General features: G+C 51.7%; 13 protein-coding genes. 6 read left to right on the forward strand and 7 right to left on the reverse strand.

Annotated elements, in window-relative coordinates; translation table 11 throughout:
- Positions 1 to 89 precede the first annotated feature (89 nt).
- A complete protein-coding gene (locus EBB_RS04435) occupies positions 90 to 356 on the forward strand; it encodes a hypothetical protein (protein WP_192392645.1) in 267 nt (88 codons plus the stop codon).
- A gap of 217 nt (positions 357 to 573) precedes the next feature.
- Here EBB_RS04435 and EBB_RS04440 read toward each other — a convergent pair whose 3' ends face one another.
- On the reverse strand, positions 574 to 1,260 hold the full coding sequence (locus EBB_RS04440) for a zinc ribbon domain-containing protein (RefSeq protein WP_192392646.1): 687 nt from the start codon (positions 1,258 to 1,260) through the stop codon (positions 574 to 576).
- 257 nt (positions 1,261 to 1,517) lie between these two features.
- On the opposite strand from EBB_RS04440, the gene mutY reads away from it, so the two are divergent.
- The 4 genes from mutY to EBB_RS25780 all read left to right on the forward strand — a co-directional run bounded on the left by mutY (position 1,518) and on the right by EBB_RS25780 (position 3,539).
- Positions 1,518 to 2,585, forward strand: coding sequence for an A/G-specific adenine glycosylase (gene mutY / locus EBB_RS04445; protein WP_192392647.1), 1,068 nt, complete (start codon positions 1,518 to 1,520; stop codon positions 2,583 to 2,585).
- Positions 2,569 to 2,838, forward strand: coding sequence for an oxidative damage protection protein (locus EBB_RS04450; RefSeq protein WP_192392648.1), 270 nt, complete (start codon positions 2,569 to 2,571; stop codon positions 2,836 to 2,838). Before mutY ends, EBB_RS04450 begins: the two co-directional genes overlap by 17 nt.
- Before the next feature lie 155 nt (positions 2,839 to 2,993).
- Positions 2,994 to 3,179, forward strand: coding sequence for a globin family protein (locus tag EBB_RS25775; RefSeq protein ID WP_225587236.1), 186 nt, complete (start codon positions 2,994 to 2,996; stop codon positions 3,177 to 3,179).
- 42 nt (positions 3,180 to 3,221) lie between these two features.
- Entirely contained in the window at positions 3,222 to 3,539 is a 318-nt protein-coding gene (locus tag EBB_RS25780) for a globin family protein (protein WP_225587237.1), read from the forward strand.
- A gap of 58 nt (positions 3,540 to 3,597) precedes the next feature.
- Here EBB_RS25780 and EBB_RS04460 read toward each other — a convergent pair whose 3' ends face one another.
- The 4 genes from EBB_RS04460 to aceE all read right to left on the reverse strand — a co-directional run bounded on the left by EBB_RS04460 (position 3,598) and on the right by aceE (position 9,547).
- A complete protein-coding gene (locus tag EBB_RS04460) occupies positions 3,598 to 4,044 on the reverse strand; it encodes a hypothetical protein (RefSeq protein WP_192392649.1) in 447 nt (148 codons plus the stop codon).
- A gap of 95 nt (positions 4,045 to 4,139) precedes the next feature.
- Complete coding sequence (lpdA, locus tag EBB_RS04465; protein WP_192392650.1) at positions 4,140 to 5,555, reverse strand: dihydrolipoyl dehydrogenase; 1,416 nt, start codon at positions 5,553 to 5,555, stop codon at positions 4,140 to 4,142.
- 10 nt (positions 5,556 to 5,565) lie between these two features.
- Positions 5,566 to 6,861 (reverse strand): 2-oxo acid dehydrogenase subunit E2, encoded by a 1,296-nt coding sequence (locus EBB_RS04470; RefSeq protein WP_192392651.1) that lies wholly within the window; start codon positions 6,859 to 6,861, stop codon positions 5,566 to 5,568.
- 13 nt (positions 6,862 to 6,874) lie between these two features.
- Positions 6,875 to 9,547 (reverse strand): pyruvate dehydrogenase (acetyl-transferring), homodimeric type, encoded by a 2,673-nt coding sequence (gene aceE / locus EBB_RS04475; protein ID WP_192392652.1) that lies wholly within the window; start codon positions 9,545 to 9,547, stop codon positions 6,875 to 6,877.
- A 284-nt stretch (positions 9,548 to 9,831) separates the two neighbouring features.
- Between aceE and EBB_RS04480 the strand changes: the two genes are divergently transcribed.
- Complete coding sequence (locus EBB_RS04480; RefSeq protein ID WP_192392653.1) at positions 9,832 to 10,416, forward strand: VPLPA-CTERM sorting domain-containing protein; 585 nt, start codon at positions 9,832 to 9,834, stop codon at positions 10,414 to 10,416.
- A gap of 75 nt (positions 10,417 to 10,491) precedes the next feature.
- On the opposite strand, the gene EBB_RS04485 is transcribed toward EBB_RS04480, so the two are convergent.
- The gene (locus EBB_RS04485) at positions 10,492 to 12,255 is read right to left on the reverse strand and encodes a retention module-containing protein (protein ID WP_192392654.1); all 1,764 of its coding nucleotides are present in this window, start codon (positions 12,253 to 12,255) and stop codon (positions 10,492 to 10,494) included.
- Between the two features lie 112 nt (positions 12,256 to 12,367).
- Positions 12,368 to 13,972, reverse strand: a complete 1,605-nt coding sequence (locus tag EBB_RS04490) for a protein adenylyltransferase SelO (protein WP_192392655.1) — start codon at positions 13,970 to 13,972, stop codon at positions 12,368 to 12,370.
- Positions 13,973 to 14,010: the final 38 nt, after the last annotated feature.

Consider the following 14,010-nt stretch of genomic DNA (forward strand, 5'->3'; position numbering starts at 1 on the left):
TTCTAGCGAAGCATTCAGTAGACTAAACTTTAATTGTCCGCGATAGTCCAACGGCTATTACAAATTTCAATCAAGCAAAGAGGTGGGTCATGTCGCTAAAAAACGAATTTGAAAGTTTGCTCGTTAGTCTGGATTCGGTTCGCGAAGAGCTGCAACTGAAGCTGCATCTGGCTTCAATGGATGCCAAGGATGAATTTGCAGAAGCCGAAAAACAGTGGTTGCAGATTAAAAGTAAAGCCGCTGAAATTGCCGACGAATCGATAGAGACTTCCGAAGAGTACATCGCCAAGGCAAAAATTGTTGGAGAGGAGTTGAAGGACGCTTATCAGCGAGTAGCCAAGCGCCTTTCCGAGTGATCTGCCTAAACTCAAAAGCTGGCAGCTTTAATCAATTTGAGACCAGCCTTGCCGTTAGTGCAGGCTGATTCATAAGGCTATTTCCTTTGGTATGCAAGACCTTGGAACAGGTAGCTTGCAATTTTGTGGCCACTGCGGTTTGCACTTTATCAAATCAAAGCCGATATTTGCAGTGTGGTTAAGCTATCGAATTAGCATCGCGATTTCAGCTGCAAATCTAGCTTTCCTCAACTGTCGTCTTGCCAAGCTTCGAGCCGCAATTCTGGCAATATTGTTGACCAGCCGAAACAGCGGCTTCGCATGCGGGACATGCATTGGATGATTGGGTTTTATGTCCGCAGGTATTACAAAAATGAGTATTTGCGGTAATGTCTGCGCCGCATTGCTGACAGATCAGGTTTTGCTGAGGGAGCAGTCTTGATAACATTTTAACCAGCTTGGCAATGGTATCGATTAGATAAGTCGCATGGCTATACGCTCTGATCACAAACCAAATACTGACGCTTACAATCAGAATGATCGCGCTACTATGGTAAATCGTTCTACCCAAGCTATCGACGAACGGCGCCAATAACTCCCAAAACAATGCCTGTACGGTAATCAAAATCAACAGAGCGGTTAGCGGCTCCGCAATACCTTTGGCAAATGACAACGCACCGCCGCTGTTGGGAATGGCCTCTATGACGTAGCCGGCAAAAAAATAAAATAAGATTAATGCGGCCAGCCTAGCGAAAAACCAGACTACGGCCGCGGCCTTGAATACGCCAGCCACTTCCAATTCCGTCATTACCGGTACTAATGTAATTAGCTGGCCTATTGTCAGGATGCTGGCAATGGTAATGAATAGCTGGGCGGCCCGCAGCCATGCGTTGCTTGATGAGGCAATCAGAGAAAACATAAGCATTGCAACTCCTGTTTGTAGGGGACCGAATTTGAATCGATCAGTAGCTCGCTGAGAGGGACATGATTTCTTAAGTAGAGAATATCATACAAAAAAGCGCATACCTTTCCTGGCTAAACCGCCTGGCACGGTACTCAAACACGGTTTGACTATTTCCGGCGCGGAGACTACAGCCGAAAAACGGTTTTTGCCTTATCTAAATCCTTTACGATACCATTGGCTGGCAATGCCTAATTGATTTTTCCCTTCCCCCTAGCGACATGTTCCCCGAGCAATTCCAACAAAAACTCTTTAATTGGTTTGATAGCCATGGCCGCAAGGATTTGCCATGGCAACTGGACATTAATCCTTATCGAGTGTGGGTGTCGGAGATTATGTTGCAGCAAACGCAAGTAGTCAGCGTGATTGCATATTTCAATCGCTTCGTCGCTAGATTTCCGACGGTGCAAAGTCTGGCCAGCGCGGAACTGGACGAAGTTTTACAGCTCTGGTCCGGGCTTGGCTATTATGCGCGGGCCCGAAACCTGCACAAAACCGCGCAAATCGTTGCCGGCAATGCCGGCGTATTCCCGCACACGGTCGCAGAGTTCAGTGCCTTGCCAGGTATCGGCCGCTCCACTGCCGGGGCGATACTCAGCATCGCTTGCGGGCAAAGCCAGCCCATATTGGACGGCAACGTCAAGCGCGTGCTGGCGCGGTTTCATGCCGTACATGGCTGGCCGGGTGACAATAAAGTGGCTGCGCAGTTGTGGCAAATTAGTCAGTGCTATACGCCGATGCAAAGAACTGGCGATTACACACAGGCAATGATGGATTTAGGCGCCACGCTCTGCACCCGCAGTAAGCCGCTATGCGAAGTCTGCCCTGTTGCTGACGGCTGTCAGGCCAGGCAGTTGGGCTTAGTAAAACAGTTGCCAGGCGCCAAGCCTCGCAAGGAGGTACCGGTAAAACAACTATATTTCCTGCTGTTACTAGACAAGGAAAATCGGATTTTACTGGAAAGACGGCCGCCGACCGGCATTTGGGGCGGACTATGGAGCGTGCCGGAATTTGCCGATCCGCAGGCTTTGCAAGACTGGTGTCTGCAACGCAATTACCGAATCCATGCTTCGCAAGCCTTGCCAGACCAGCGCCACAGTTTCACGCATTATCATCTGGACTACACACCGATCCTGGCAAAATTGGAAAACCCCATAAACAATGTGATGGAAGGCGAGCGGGCGGTTTGGTATAAAACCGCCGAGATTAATACTTTAGGTCTGCCGGCGCCGATCAAGCGTCTGCTGCAACAACATGTCACAGAGGATCAAAATGACGAGAATGATTAAATGCGTAAAACTGGGCGTTGAGGCTGAGGGTTTGGATGCGCCGCCGTTTCCGGGTGCCAACGGCCAACGCATTTTCGAGCATGTATCGAAACAGGCCTGGAAGGACTGGTTAGCGATGCAAACCATGATAATTAACGAGCAGCGGCTGTCCAGTTTCGATCCGGCGGCGAAAAAAATATTGGAAGCCGAGCGCGAGAAATTTTTGTTTGCCGGTGGTTTCGAGTTGCCGGAAGGCTATGTGCCGAAAAAATAGTGCCGGTTGGGCTTTAGGCGCGTTGTCGGCGTGGAAGTATTTGTAAAGTTTCGTGTACAGGCTTTGTATGGTTTTAATGCGGATAAAATGTTGACAAAAACACTGTGTCTGGAAAGCTCAGGATGTATATTAAAACTGTCATCCGGAGAAACGTTATGAACGCAACTGTAGCACCTCAGATCTATGCTTTGCGCGCCGCTCTCAGCGACCACGTCATGATCGGTAAAATAGTCGATGTGTTTTATGCAAAAATGCTGGACGACTATCGGATTAACCGCTTCTTCTTCACTCGCCCGGCTGCTGAGCAGGCCGATGCGCTAAAAGCCTATTTGAAAGCTTAATTCAATAGTTTCAATAGTGCCGATGAGAGAGTATTAGAGGCATTGGACGGGTATTTTACGGCAGCGTTTGCCCGCACTAACGCCAAACCGAGTTTGGTTACCGGTAACGATTTTGCCTTCCTGCTGGATATCGTTGGCGGGCAAGAAATAAGAAGCATCACGTTGTTAACGCCGGCTCATTGTTTTTTGGTCAAGCTCGGTCCTGAGGATTTCCATTACGACATAGCGATGGAGCATTTGGCCGCCTCTTTAAAACAATTGAATATCGCCGAAGATTTGGCTTATCAAATCTTGGCTTTGGCGGAGAAAGGTCGAGATGGTTTGTTGGCTAGAGGCGTAGAAGTTAAGAAAGCTGCTTGAAGAGCGTTTTAGTCGTTCGGGTTTCGCTCGCTTAGGCATGGCCTAAGCGAGCAAATCACTAGCTGTCGTCCTTTATCATTGCAACAAGAAAATCTACGAAGCTCTGAATGGCTAAGCCGGTGCCGACTGCAGTTGCCATGTTTGCCAGTAATTTGCTGACAACACCTAAAAGTTTTTCAAGCAGTTTGTGGCCGCCGATAATTTCTATTCCGTACAGCAAAAACTCGCCTAGAAAATGATTGATGACGGCGAGCTTCAGATTTAGCTGGGTTCCCAATAAGCCTTGCGCTAACAGCGTGTGGGTGTCTGCACGTTGCAAACCGTCTTTTAACGCCGAAAAGTTCGGATTAAGCTCCATCCAGGCTTTCTTATAATCGTCGCGAAATTTCGGCTGAAAATACTCGCCATTATTTATCACCTTCTCTAAAAACTGCTGCAGAGCATCAACGAAATTCAGCAATCTTTTTCTGTCATCTTCGCCAGCCCCAAAGACAAATTTTTCCACTCGCTGTTCCTTCTATATGATGTTGGCGTTCTCACCAAAAAATGGCAAGCTGACGATTAACCCGCTCACGAATTTTGCGCTTAGCAAAATAAGGACTATTTCTTTACATACAGGTCGGTAATCGTCCCTTCTATCATTTCCGCCGCAAACGCAAAGGTTTCCGATAAAGTTGGATGCGGATGGATGCTGAGGCTAATGTCTGTCGCATCCGCACCCATTTCCAGAGCCAGCACGGCTTCTGCCACTAATTCTCCGGCACCGGGGCCGGTAAAGCCGGCGCCGAGAATACGGCCGGTGGTTTTGTCGGTCAGGATTTTAGTAATACCTTCGCTGCGGCCCAGTGCCAAAGATCGGCCACTGGCGGCCCAAGGGAATACGGCTTTGTCGAATTCCACGCCTTGCTGTTGCGCCTGGGTTTCCGTCAAGCCCATCCAGGCGACTTCCGGATCGGTATAAGCCACCGATGGAATAGTCAGCGCATCGAAACCGGCTTTGTGGCCGGCAATCACTTCAGCGGCGATTTTGCCTTCGTGCGTGGCTTTGTGGGCCAGCATCGGATTGCCGACGATGTCGCCGATCGCAAAAATATTGCTGACGTTGGTGCGGCCTTGCTTGTCCACCGGGATGAAGCCACGCTCATCAACATTGACGCCCGCCTTGTCGGCGTCGATCAGTTTGCCGTTGGGACGGCGGCCGACGGCCACCAATACCGCGTCGAACACTTCGGATTCCGGTGCGCCTTTGCCTTCCATCGTGACTTTAATGCCGGTGTCGGTAGCTTCCATCGCCTTAACGCTCGTTTGTAGCCACAGATTCTCATACTGCTTTTTGATTTTGCGTTGCAGTGGTGTGACCAAGTCTTTATCGCAGCCGGGGATAATCTGATCCATCAATTCCACGACACTGATTTTCGAACCCAGCGCATGGTAAACAGTCGCCATTTCCAGGCCGATAATCCCGCCGCCGACAATTAATAGTTTTTCCGGCACCGATTTCAGTTCTAGTGCGTCGGTGGAATCCCAAACCCGAGGGTCGTCATGCGGAAAGCTGGGGATTTTAGTTGGTTGCGAGCCGGCTGCGATGATCGCGTTGTCGAAAGTGACGGTTTGCTCGCCGGCATCGCTAGTCACAGTCAAACTATTGGCCGAGGCAAATTTACCCACGCCATGGATTACCGTGACTTTGCGTTGCTTGGCCAGTTTGCCCAAGCCCTGATTCAGGCTTTGGCTGACGCTTTGTTTCCACGCTCTGATCTGGTCCAGATTGATGTTTGGCTTGCCAAAACTGACGCCGTGTTCGGCCATGGCTTCGGCTTCGTGTATCACTTGCGCGCTGTGTAGCAAAGCTTTGGAGGGAATGCAGCCGACATTTAAACAAACACCACCCAGAACGGGATAGCGTTCGACTAGTACGACTTGCTTGCCCAAATCGGCAGCGCGGAAGGCAGCGGTATAACCGCCGGGGCCGCCGCCCAGAACTAACACTTCGGCATGCGTGACAGAATTGCTCATATCCCTACTCCTACAATAACAGCCGGCGAATGTCGCCCAGATAAGATTTTAATGCTTCCATAAAACGCGCACCTTCGGCGCCGTCTATGACGCGGTGGTCGTAGGTAATGTCCAATGGCAGCATCAATTTCGGTTCGAATTCCTTGCCGTTCCACATCGGTTGTACCTTGGAGCGGGTGACGCCCAAAATCGCCACTTCCGGGGCATTGACGATAGGTGTGAATGCGGTGCCGCCAATCCCGCCCAAGCTGGAGATGGTCATGCAGCCACCCTGCATGTCGGCTGGTTTCAACTTGCCGGTTCTGGCCAGTTCGCTTTTTTCGGCCAGTTCGGTGGACAGTTGGAAAATGCCTTTTTTATCCACATCGCGAATGACCGGTACGACGAGACCATTTGGGGTATCGACGGCGATGCCGATGTGGAAGTATTTTTTGAAATACAGTTTGTCGCCTTCCGGTGATAGCGAGCTGTTGAACGCCGGATATTTCTGCATCGCGGCGACCAAGGCCTTCATGATGAAGATCAGGCCGGTGACTTTGACGGCATCTTTTGCCAAGCCGGCGTTAACCGACTTGCGGAAGTCTTCCATCGCATCAATGGCCACCTCATCGTGGTAAGTCACCAATGGCAAATTCAGCCAGACGCGAGTCAGATTTTGCCCGGTCAGACGCTTGATTTTACTGAGTGGTTTTTCCTCGATTTCGCCGAATTGGGTGAAATCGACGGCTGGAATGGCCGGTATACCTGCGCCACCGCTGGTCGAACCACCGGAGGCCATGACTTGCTTAACGAAGTTTTTCACATCGTCTTGCAGGATACGGCCCTTACGGCCGCTGCCGGTTTGGATTTTGCTCAGATCGACGCCCAATTCGCGGGCAAACAGTCTGACGCTGGGGGTGGCGTGTGCTTTAAACCCTTCATTACTGCTTGCCATGGGCGCAGTAGGTGCTGCGGCTGGTTGGGCCTGTTCTACTTTTGGGGCTTCCGCAACCGGAGCTGGGCTCGGTTCCACTGAGGCAGGCGGTGATGCCGGTGCCGGTTCGGCTGGAGCTGTAGCGGCTGCCTCGCCCACTTCAATCGTAGCGATCAGTGTACCCTCGGAGACTTTATCGCCGGGTTTGATATGCACGGTTTTGATGGTGCCAGCCGCGCTGGACGGTAAGTCCATCGTCGCTTTGTCGGTTTCCATCACCGCCAGGGTTTGCTCCACCGCGACCACGTCGCCAGGCTTGATCAGCACCTCGACGATGTCGATTTCAGGGACATTGCCGACGTCGGGCACCTTTATTTCAATTACAGAACTCATATGTTGCTTTCCGTTAGATCAACCAAGGAGCGGTTGCGTCAGGGTTGATGTTGTATTTAGCAATGGCTACCTCGACCTTGGCGGCGTCGAACTCGCCGGCTTGCGCCAAGCTGTGAAGAGCGGCGACGGTAACGTGGTATCTGTCCACTTCGAAGAAGCTACGCAGCTTGGCGCGGGTGTCCGAGCGGCCGAAACCGTCCGTACCCAGTACCGCGTAAGAGCGTTTCACCCATGGGCGAATTTGTTCGGCAAATGCGCGCATGTAATCGGTAGCGGCAATGATCGGCCCTTTGCTGTTGTCCAGGCAATGCGCGATATGGTTGGTGCGCGGCTTTTCGGTAGGGTGCAAGCGATTCCAGCGCTCGCAGGTTTGGCCGTCGCGAGCCAGCTCAGTGAAACTTGGGCAGCTCCAGATGTCGGCGTCCACCCCCCAATCATCGTGCAGCAGTTTGGCGGCTTCGATGACTTCGATAAAGATGGTGCCGGAACCCAGCAGTTGCACTCGCGGTTTTTTGCTGTTCGGACCTTTTTTGAACAAATACATGCCTTTCAGAATGTCGGCCTCTGCGCCTTCCGGCATGGCCGGCTGGTCGTAGTTCTCGTTCATCAGGGTGATGTAATAGAAAATATCTTCCTGTTCGACAAACATCCGGCGCAAGCCGTCCTGAATGATCACCGCCAATTCGCAGGCAAAGGTGGGATCGTAGGAATAGCAGTTTGGCACGGTTGCCGACATCAGATGGCTGTGGCCGTCTTCGTGCTGCAAACCTTCGCCGTTCAAGGTGGTTCTGCCGGCGGTGCCGCCCAGCAGGAAACCGCGGGTGCGTTGATCGGCCGCGGCCCAGATCAAATCACCGACCCGTTGGAAGCCAAACATCGAGTAATAGATGAAGAACGGAATCATCGGTACGCCGTGGGTCGAATAGGCGGTACCCGCCGCAATCCAGTCGCACAGGCCGCCTGCTTCGTTGATACCCTCCTGCAACACCTGGCCGTGCTTGTCTTCCTTGTAAAACATCAGTTGCTCGGCGTCTTGCGGGGTGTAGAGCTGGCCGACTTGAGACCAGATACCCAGCTGCCGGAACATGCCTTCCATACCAAAAGTGCGCGATTCGTCCGGGACAATCGGTACTACGCGCTTGCCGATTTGCTTGTCCTTGACCAGGATATTCAGAATGCGCACAAAGGCCATCGTGGTGGAAATTTCGTGGCCTTCGCCGGTGCCGTCCAATAGCGCTTTGAAAGCGGATAAGGCCGGTATTTCGAGTGGGTAGGACTTGGCGCGGCGAGCCGGCAGATAACCGCCCAGATCGACGCGGCGTTGGCGCAGGTAATTCAGTTCCGCAGAGTCTTCCGCAAAACGCAGGTAGGGCAGGTTGATCAATTCTTCGTCGCTGACCGGCAATTGATAGCGATCGCGGATGTATTTGATCGATTCCATGCTCATCTTCTTTTGCTGATGACTAGTGTTTTGCGCCTGTCCCGAATCGCCCATGCCGTAACCTTTAATGGTTTTAGCCAGAACCACGGTGGGTTGGCCGGTATGATTGACTGCAGCATTGAAAGCCGCGAAGACTTTGATCGGGTCGTGGCCGCCGCGATTCAATTCCCAGATGTCGCGGTCGGTGTAATCCTTGACGAGTTCCTGCAGTTCGGGTGTATTGAAGAATTTTTCCCGGACGTAGGCGCCGTCCTTGGATTTGAAGGTTTGGTAATCGCCATCGACGCATTCCATCATGCGTTTAACCACCAGACCGTCCTTGTCGCGGGACAGGATGGCGTCCCAGCGCCGGCCCCAGATTACTTTGATGACATTCCAGTTGGCGCCGCGGAAGTTGGCTTCCAATTCTTGAATAATCTTGCCGTTGCCGCGTACCGGGCCGTCCAGACGTTGCAGGTTGCAGTTGACGACGAAAATCAGGTTATCCAGTTTTTCGCGGCCGGCCATGCCGATCGCGCCCAGGGTTTCCGGTTCGTCGGTTTCGCCGTCGCCTAGGAAGGCCCAGACTTTACGGCCTTCGGTGTTGGCAAAACCGCGGTTTTGCATATAACGCATGAAGCGTGCTTGGTAGATCGCCATGATCGGGCCCAGACCCATCGATACGGTGGGGAATTGCCAGAAGTCCGGCATCAGCCAAGGGTGGGGATAAGACGACAAGCCGTTGCCGCCCACTTCCTGTCTAAAACTATCCATTTGTTCTTCGCTCAAACGGCCCAGCAAGAAGGCGTGAGCATAGGTACCAGGCGCGGAATGGCCCTGCGAGAAAATCAGGTCGCCACCGTGTTTGTCCGAAGGTGCACTCCAGAAATGATTTTGACCGACGTCGTACAAGGTGACCGCGGACGCGAAACTGGCAATATGGCCGCCGACATTGGTGTATTTGTTGGCACGTAACACCATCATCATGGCATTCCAGCGCACATAGGAGCGGATGGTGCGTTCGATGTCGGTGTTGCCGGGGAATTTGGGTTGCCGGTCTATCGGGATGGTGTTGATGTAAGGCGTATTGGCGGAGAACGGAATGTCCATGCCGGCTTGTCTGGCGGTACTGAGCAGGGTTTCGATCAAAAAGCTGGCGCGTTCGCCGCCTTCTTTTTCTATCACCGCTTGCAGTGCCTCCATCCATTCTAGGGTTTCAGCAGGATCAATATCGTGTTTGGCGGCAATATCGGTATTGTTGGTCATTACGGAACCTTGGAAAACGTTGGATTAGCTTAAAAAGGATACCTGAAATGACTGGTTTGAGCATATTTTTTTAGTAATCCGCTGCCAGCAAATCAGGCTAGAATCCAGGTAAAACCTGGATGTAGCCAAAAAACGCAGCGGTTTGGTTTTTTCAAACCTGCAAAAGGTTATTGCATGGATAGAATTGCATTGGATTTAATGAGTTTCAGCCCTTAAGTACAGTTGGCTTTGCAATCCGACATAACGTAAAATTTGCGCCAGTACTCATTTTTAAGGAAACCCTGATGTTTAATCGAATATTTAAATCCATGCTTGCTGTGTTTCTTGCTTCCGCAAGTTTAGAGGCTGGTGCTGCGATATTTACATCTCAAGTATTTCTTAAGGCCCAGGAGAGCGATGGTGAGCTTTTCCGCTTTACGGTCGAAAATGCACCGTTTGCCGCCATGGTTGACGGTACCCTGTTGATCCGCGCGCGTGGCGATTACAGTGAAAATTCCAGTGAAAATATTGAGGTGACGGTTGATGAGGCGCCACTAGGCTTAGTGTCCCCTTCTGACGGCGGTAACATTATCACTAGCTATCACGAGGATCATGTGGAATGGGAGCAAGTACTGGTGTTAAATGCCGCCGATTTAGTGAATTGGACTAGCGATCATAAGATTGTTATTGGGCTGAATTTGAGCTCGGACGTGGAATATAATCTGGCCGCTGGAAGCTCAACTCTGGTCGATGCAGACAAACGTCTGCGTTTTGTAGAGGCGACCCTGGTTTACGAAACGTCTGCTGTGCCGTTGCCGGCAGCAGTCTGGGTGTTCCTGAGCGGTTTAATCGGCATGGTTGGTTACGGCAGGTCGCGCAAAACCATGTGATTCCAGCTATCTTGCTCACACAAAAAAACCGGCCCAGGCCGGTTTTTTTGTGTGAGCAAGATAGCTCTGCTAAGATTAGGAAATAAGGCTATCCGGATGCTGTAAATCTGGCGATATTGGCGCGGTGATATTGTTCAGCAGCGCGTCGGTATCCACGCTAAAGCTACCTCTAACACTATCGCCGTCGCCGTCAGTCGCCGTAAAGCCAAAGTTTAACGTTAAACTTTGGGCGCTAGGGAGGTTGTATTTTACGCCCCCTAACTCGAACTTGCCCGCAGTCATTTCGATTTTCAATGTATCGTAGCCGCCGGAGATATTGATCGCCGAGGTAAAGCCGCTGCTGGCGGGTGCGGTAACGTTTGCTCTGCTTCCCACTAAGTTGCCGTCTTTAAAGGCAGTCCAGGAAAATCTATCCGGGCCGGATTGATCGATATTGAATTCGTTGAGTTGAACGGCGTTGACCGCTGTCCCGAATTTAAACGTAATCGTTTCGCCTCTGTCCAAGGTCGCGTCGTTAACGCCAATGTGGTTTTGGCTTAAAGCAAGGTTGTTACCTTCCACCAGTACGTTACCCACAGAAATCTGTCCCGGCGATAAAATGTTGGCGTTTTCAAAAGTTAGCGTCACAGGGCTTGGGGCAGGCATATCCAATATGTCGAATAGCGTTAACTTATAAGCGCCATCCGGAGCGCTGTCGATGGTTGGGGACAACGAAAATACCAAGCGATCTTCAATGCCGGGAAAGTTTTCATTTTTTTCGCCTCTGTCGACAAAAGCATAAAGCTCATCCAAGCCATCATTGTTTGAATCGAATACTGTGATGCTGAGTCTGTCCGATTTCGAGGTTAATCTACCATTCAAATTCTCCAACTCGACTTTGCCTAAACCGTCAAACCCTAAGTCGTAATCGATTAATCCGGTCAATGTGGTGCCTGCAACGTCTTTAATGCTGCCATTGCTATTAGCAACGACGGGGCCGTCGTCGAATACACTGGCTGTGAAGCTAGTATTAGCCGTATTGCCATTCTGATCGCTTAACGTTGCAGAAAATGTAAAATCTTTAACAGGCGACTCCTGATTGCCTACGTCCTCGTGGGGCAGTGCTTGCAGCAGGGTGAAAGTATATGTGCCATTTTTAACGGTGACTTGATATGAGCCGTCGTTGGCGGTCAATGTTTGCGTAGCACTATCCCAAGTTGCTCCGTTGGCCGACAGCACAACGGACGTTGGAGCCTGATCATTAATACGTAATATTCCAGATTCGGTTGGCAACACATTAGCGCTAGCTTCACTTTCATCCACAAATACATTGCCTGCAGTAGCACCTTGGCTCGGATTCAATATCAAAACTTCGGGCACAATCGGCGGAAATGCCACCTCAGGACCCGTGGTATCGAAACCGTTAGTGACAGGTGCTACGGGGTTGAGATATTCGACGGTAACCGGCACATGGCCCTCGTTACCTGCCCCAGGTGCGCCTCCTGCTCCCGGCGCACCGCCAGCGGCAGTCGCTTCAGCTATTGTGGTTGGATCGGCGCCGGCCAGTAAGGCCGCCTGAATATCTTCGGCGCTGGGCCCGGCGGGTGTCGGGTTCTCTGCGCTCTGAGCGGGCTCACCTTGCTCCTGCAGCGCTGCAGCAAGCTGCATGCTGTCGTTGCCGCCCATATCAACAAAAGAGCCATTGGCAAGCTGTATCATCACCGTGCTGCCATCGGCAGTGGTCAAAAGATCGGTTGGGTAAACGCGGTCGCCCACCTGCAAAATACGTTTACTGCCGTCGGCGGCAATGGCGGTAACGGTGCCAGTTGCGATTTTAACGATGCCGATTTCTTTGGCCATGCTTTGCTCCGGAGTTTATTCCAAATAAATAACGTGATTTTGTGGCCGAATAATAAGCTAATTTGAACAAGTTGACATAGTACCTTGGTTCGAAATTTGCCGAGACGAGTTGTTAGGAACTGCAGGACAGCATGGAACAACCGGCGCGTTGCTTGGCCCAATCGGGCCGCTTAGCGGCAAAACTCTGCTTGTCCGCTTGATCGGCGTAAGGATGGCGCAGCACTTCAAGCAATTCCTGAACTAAAGAAAAATCACCTTGTTCTGCCTGGTCAATAGCCAATTGCGCTAGGTAATTACGCAATACATATTTCGGATTGACTTCATTCATCGCCGAACTGCGCTCCAGCGCTAGCCGGCCATCGCGCTGACTGCGTAGGCAGTAAATGGCGAACCAGCGGGTAGCTTGCTCCATAATATCGTCGCTTAAGGGCTCGTAGCTGGTGCGTTGCAACAGCGCTAAAAATTGCGCCGGCGAATTGGCTTCCGCGCTGACATCGATATCAGCCAGCTGTCGATAAAACAAGGTCATATCGGTTTCAGCGGCTTGCATGAGCTGGGTTAAGTCGTTCACCAAGGTCTCGTCTTCGCCGGGTTCGAACATTGTTAAGCCCAATTTGGCGGCCATCATCGCCTGCCAGCCAGCGTCGAAGGTCTCGGTATAGGCCGATAAAGCTTGTTGCAAACTTTCGGCGCGCATAATCAGCGGATACAAAGCGTTGGCGAGTTGTACCAAATTCCAATACGCAATTTTCGCCTGATTGCCGAAGCGGTAACGGCGGCCTTGTGCATCAGTGGTGTTGGGGGTCCAGTCCGGATCGTAATTTTCCAGCCAGCCGTAAGGACCATAATCGATGGTCAAACCCAGGATCGACATATTGTCGGTGTTCATTACCCCGTGCACGAAACCGACCCGCTGCCAATGCACGATCATCTCGGCGGTTTTGCGGCAGACTTGCTTAAACCAATCCAGATACACAGGAATCGATGGTTCGCCCAACTCCGGAAAATCGGTACGTATGGTGTAATCCACCAGTTTTTTCAGCGAGTCGATGTCATCGCGCGCTGTGAATATTTGAAAACTGCCGAAGCGCACGAAAGACGGTGCCACCCGGCATACCACCGCGCTAGGTTCCATTTGCGGATTACCGTCGTAAAACATATCTCGCACCACCTGTTTGCCGGTTAGGATCACGCTTAAGGCGCGGGTGGTCGGCACGCCGAGATGATGCATGGCTTCGCTGCACAAAAACTCACGTATTGACGAACGCAGTACCGCCAAGCCGTCGGCGCTGCGGGAATAGGGCGTCACGCCCGCGCCTTTCAGTTGTAGGGTGTAGCGTTGTTTACGCTGATTAAGCACCTCGCCCAAATTGATGGCCCGGCCATCGCCGAGCTGGCCGGCCCAATGGCCGAATTGATGGCCGCCGTAGCACATTGCATACGCTTCCATGCCTTTTGCGAGTCTGCTGCCGGCGAATACCTGGCAAAAATCATCCGATTCACAGATTTCGGCGGATAAGCCCAAATCTTCCGCGACTTCTTTGGAATAAGCGACTAGCCTGGGTTGCTGCGCCGGCGTCGGATTTACCCGGGAATAGCAGGCTGCATAAACTTGGCGCCGAAAATTATCCGGTTCGGGATCACCAGGCAACTCGCGGATAAAACGATTGTCGAAGTTCAGATTATCGAGGGCTGAATTGTGGTTTTCGGTAGGCATGATGACATCTTATCGGTGGCTAAAAAATTTTCGAATCG

Source organism: Methylomonas fluvii (genome assembly GCF_014850975.1).
In the GTDB taxonomy this organism is placed as follows: domain Bacteria; phylum Pseudomonadota; class Gammaproteobacteria; order Methylococcales; family Methylomonadaceae; genus Methylomonas; species Methylomonas fluvii.

What these genes read in the sequence shown, in the direction of transcription:
- EBB_RS04490 (WP_192392655.1), bottom strand. Translation starts at nt 13,972, where the DNA reads ATGCCTACCGAAAACCACAATTCAGCCCTCGATAATCTGAACTTCGAC.
- lpdA (WP_192392650.1), bottom strand. Translation starts at nt 5,555, where the DNA reads ATGAGCAATTCTGTCACGCATGCCGAAGTGTTAGTTCTGGGCGGCGGC.
- aceE (WP_192392652.1), bottom strand. Translation starts at nt 9,547, where the DNA reads ATGACCAACAATACCGATATTGCCGCCAAACACGATATTGATCCTGCT.
- EBB_RS25775 (WP_225587236.1), top strand. Translation starts at nt 2,994, where the DNA reads ATGAACGCAACTGTAGCACCTCAGATCTATGCTTTGCGCGCCGCTCTC.
- EBB_RS04480 (WP_192392653.1), top strand. Translation starts at nt 9,832, where the DNA reads ATGTTTAATCGAATATTTAAATCCATGCTTGCTGTGTTTCTTGCTTCC.
- EBB_RS04450 (WP_192392648.1), top strand. Translation starts at nt 2,569, where the DNA reads ATGACGAGAATGATTAAATGCGTAAAACTGGGCGTTGAGGCTGAGGGT.
- EBB_RS04435 (WP_192392645.1), top strand. Translation starts at nt 90, where the DNA reads ATGTCGCTAAAAAACGAATTTGAAAGTTTGCTCGTTAGTCTGGATTCG.
- mutY (WP_192392647.1), top strand. Translation starts at nt 1,518, where the DNA reads ATGTTCCCCGAGCAATTCCAACAAAAACTCTTTAATTGGTTTGATAGC.
- EBB_RS04440 (WP_192392646.1), bottom strand. Translation starts at nt 1,260, where the DNA reads ATGCTTATGTTTTCTCTGATTGCCTCATCAAGCAACGCATGGCTGCGG.
- EBB_RS04485 (WP_192392654.1), bottom strand. Translation starts at nt 12,255, where the DNA reads ATGGCCAAAGAAATCGGCATCGTTAAAATCGCAACTGGCACCGTTACC.
- EBB_RS04470 (WP_192392651.1), bottom strand. Translation starts at nt 6,861, where the DNA reads ATGAGTTCTGTAATTGAAATAAAGGTGCCCGACGTCGGCAATGTCCCT.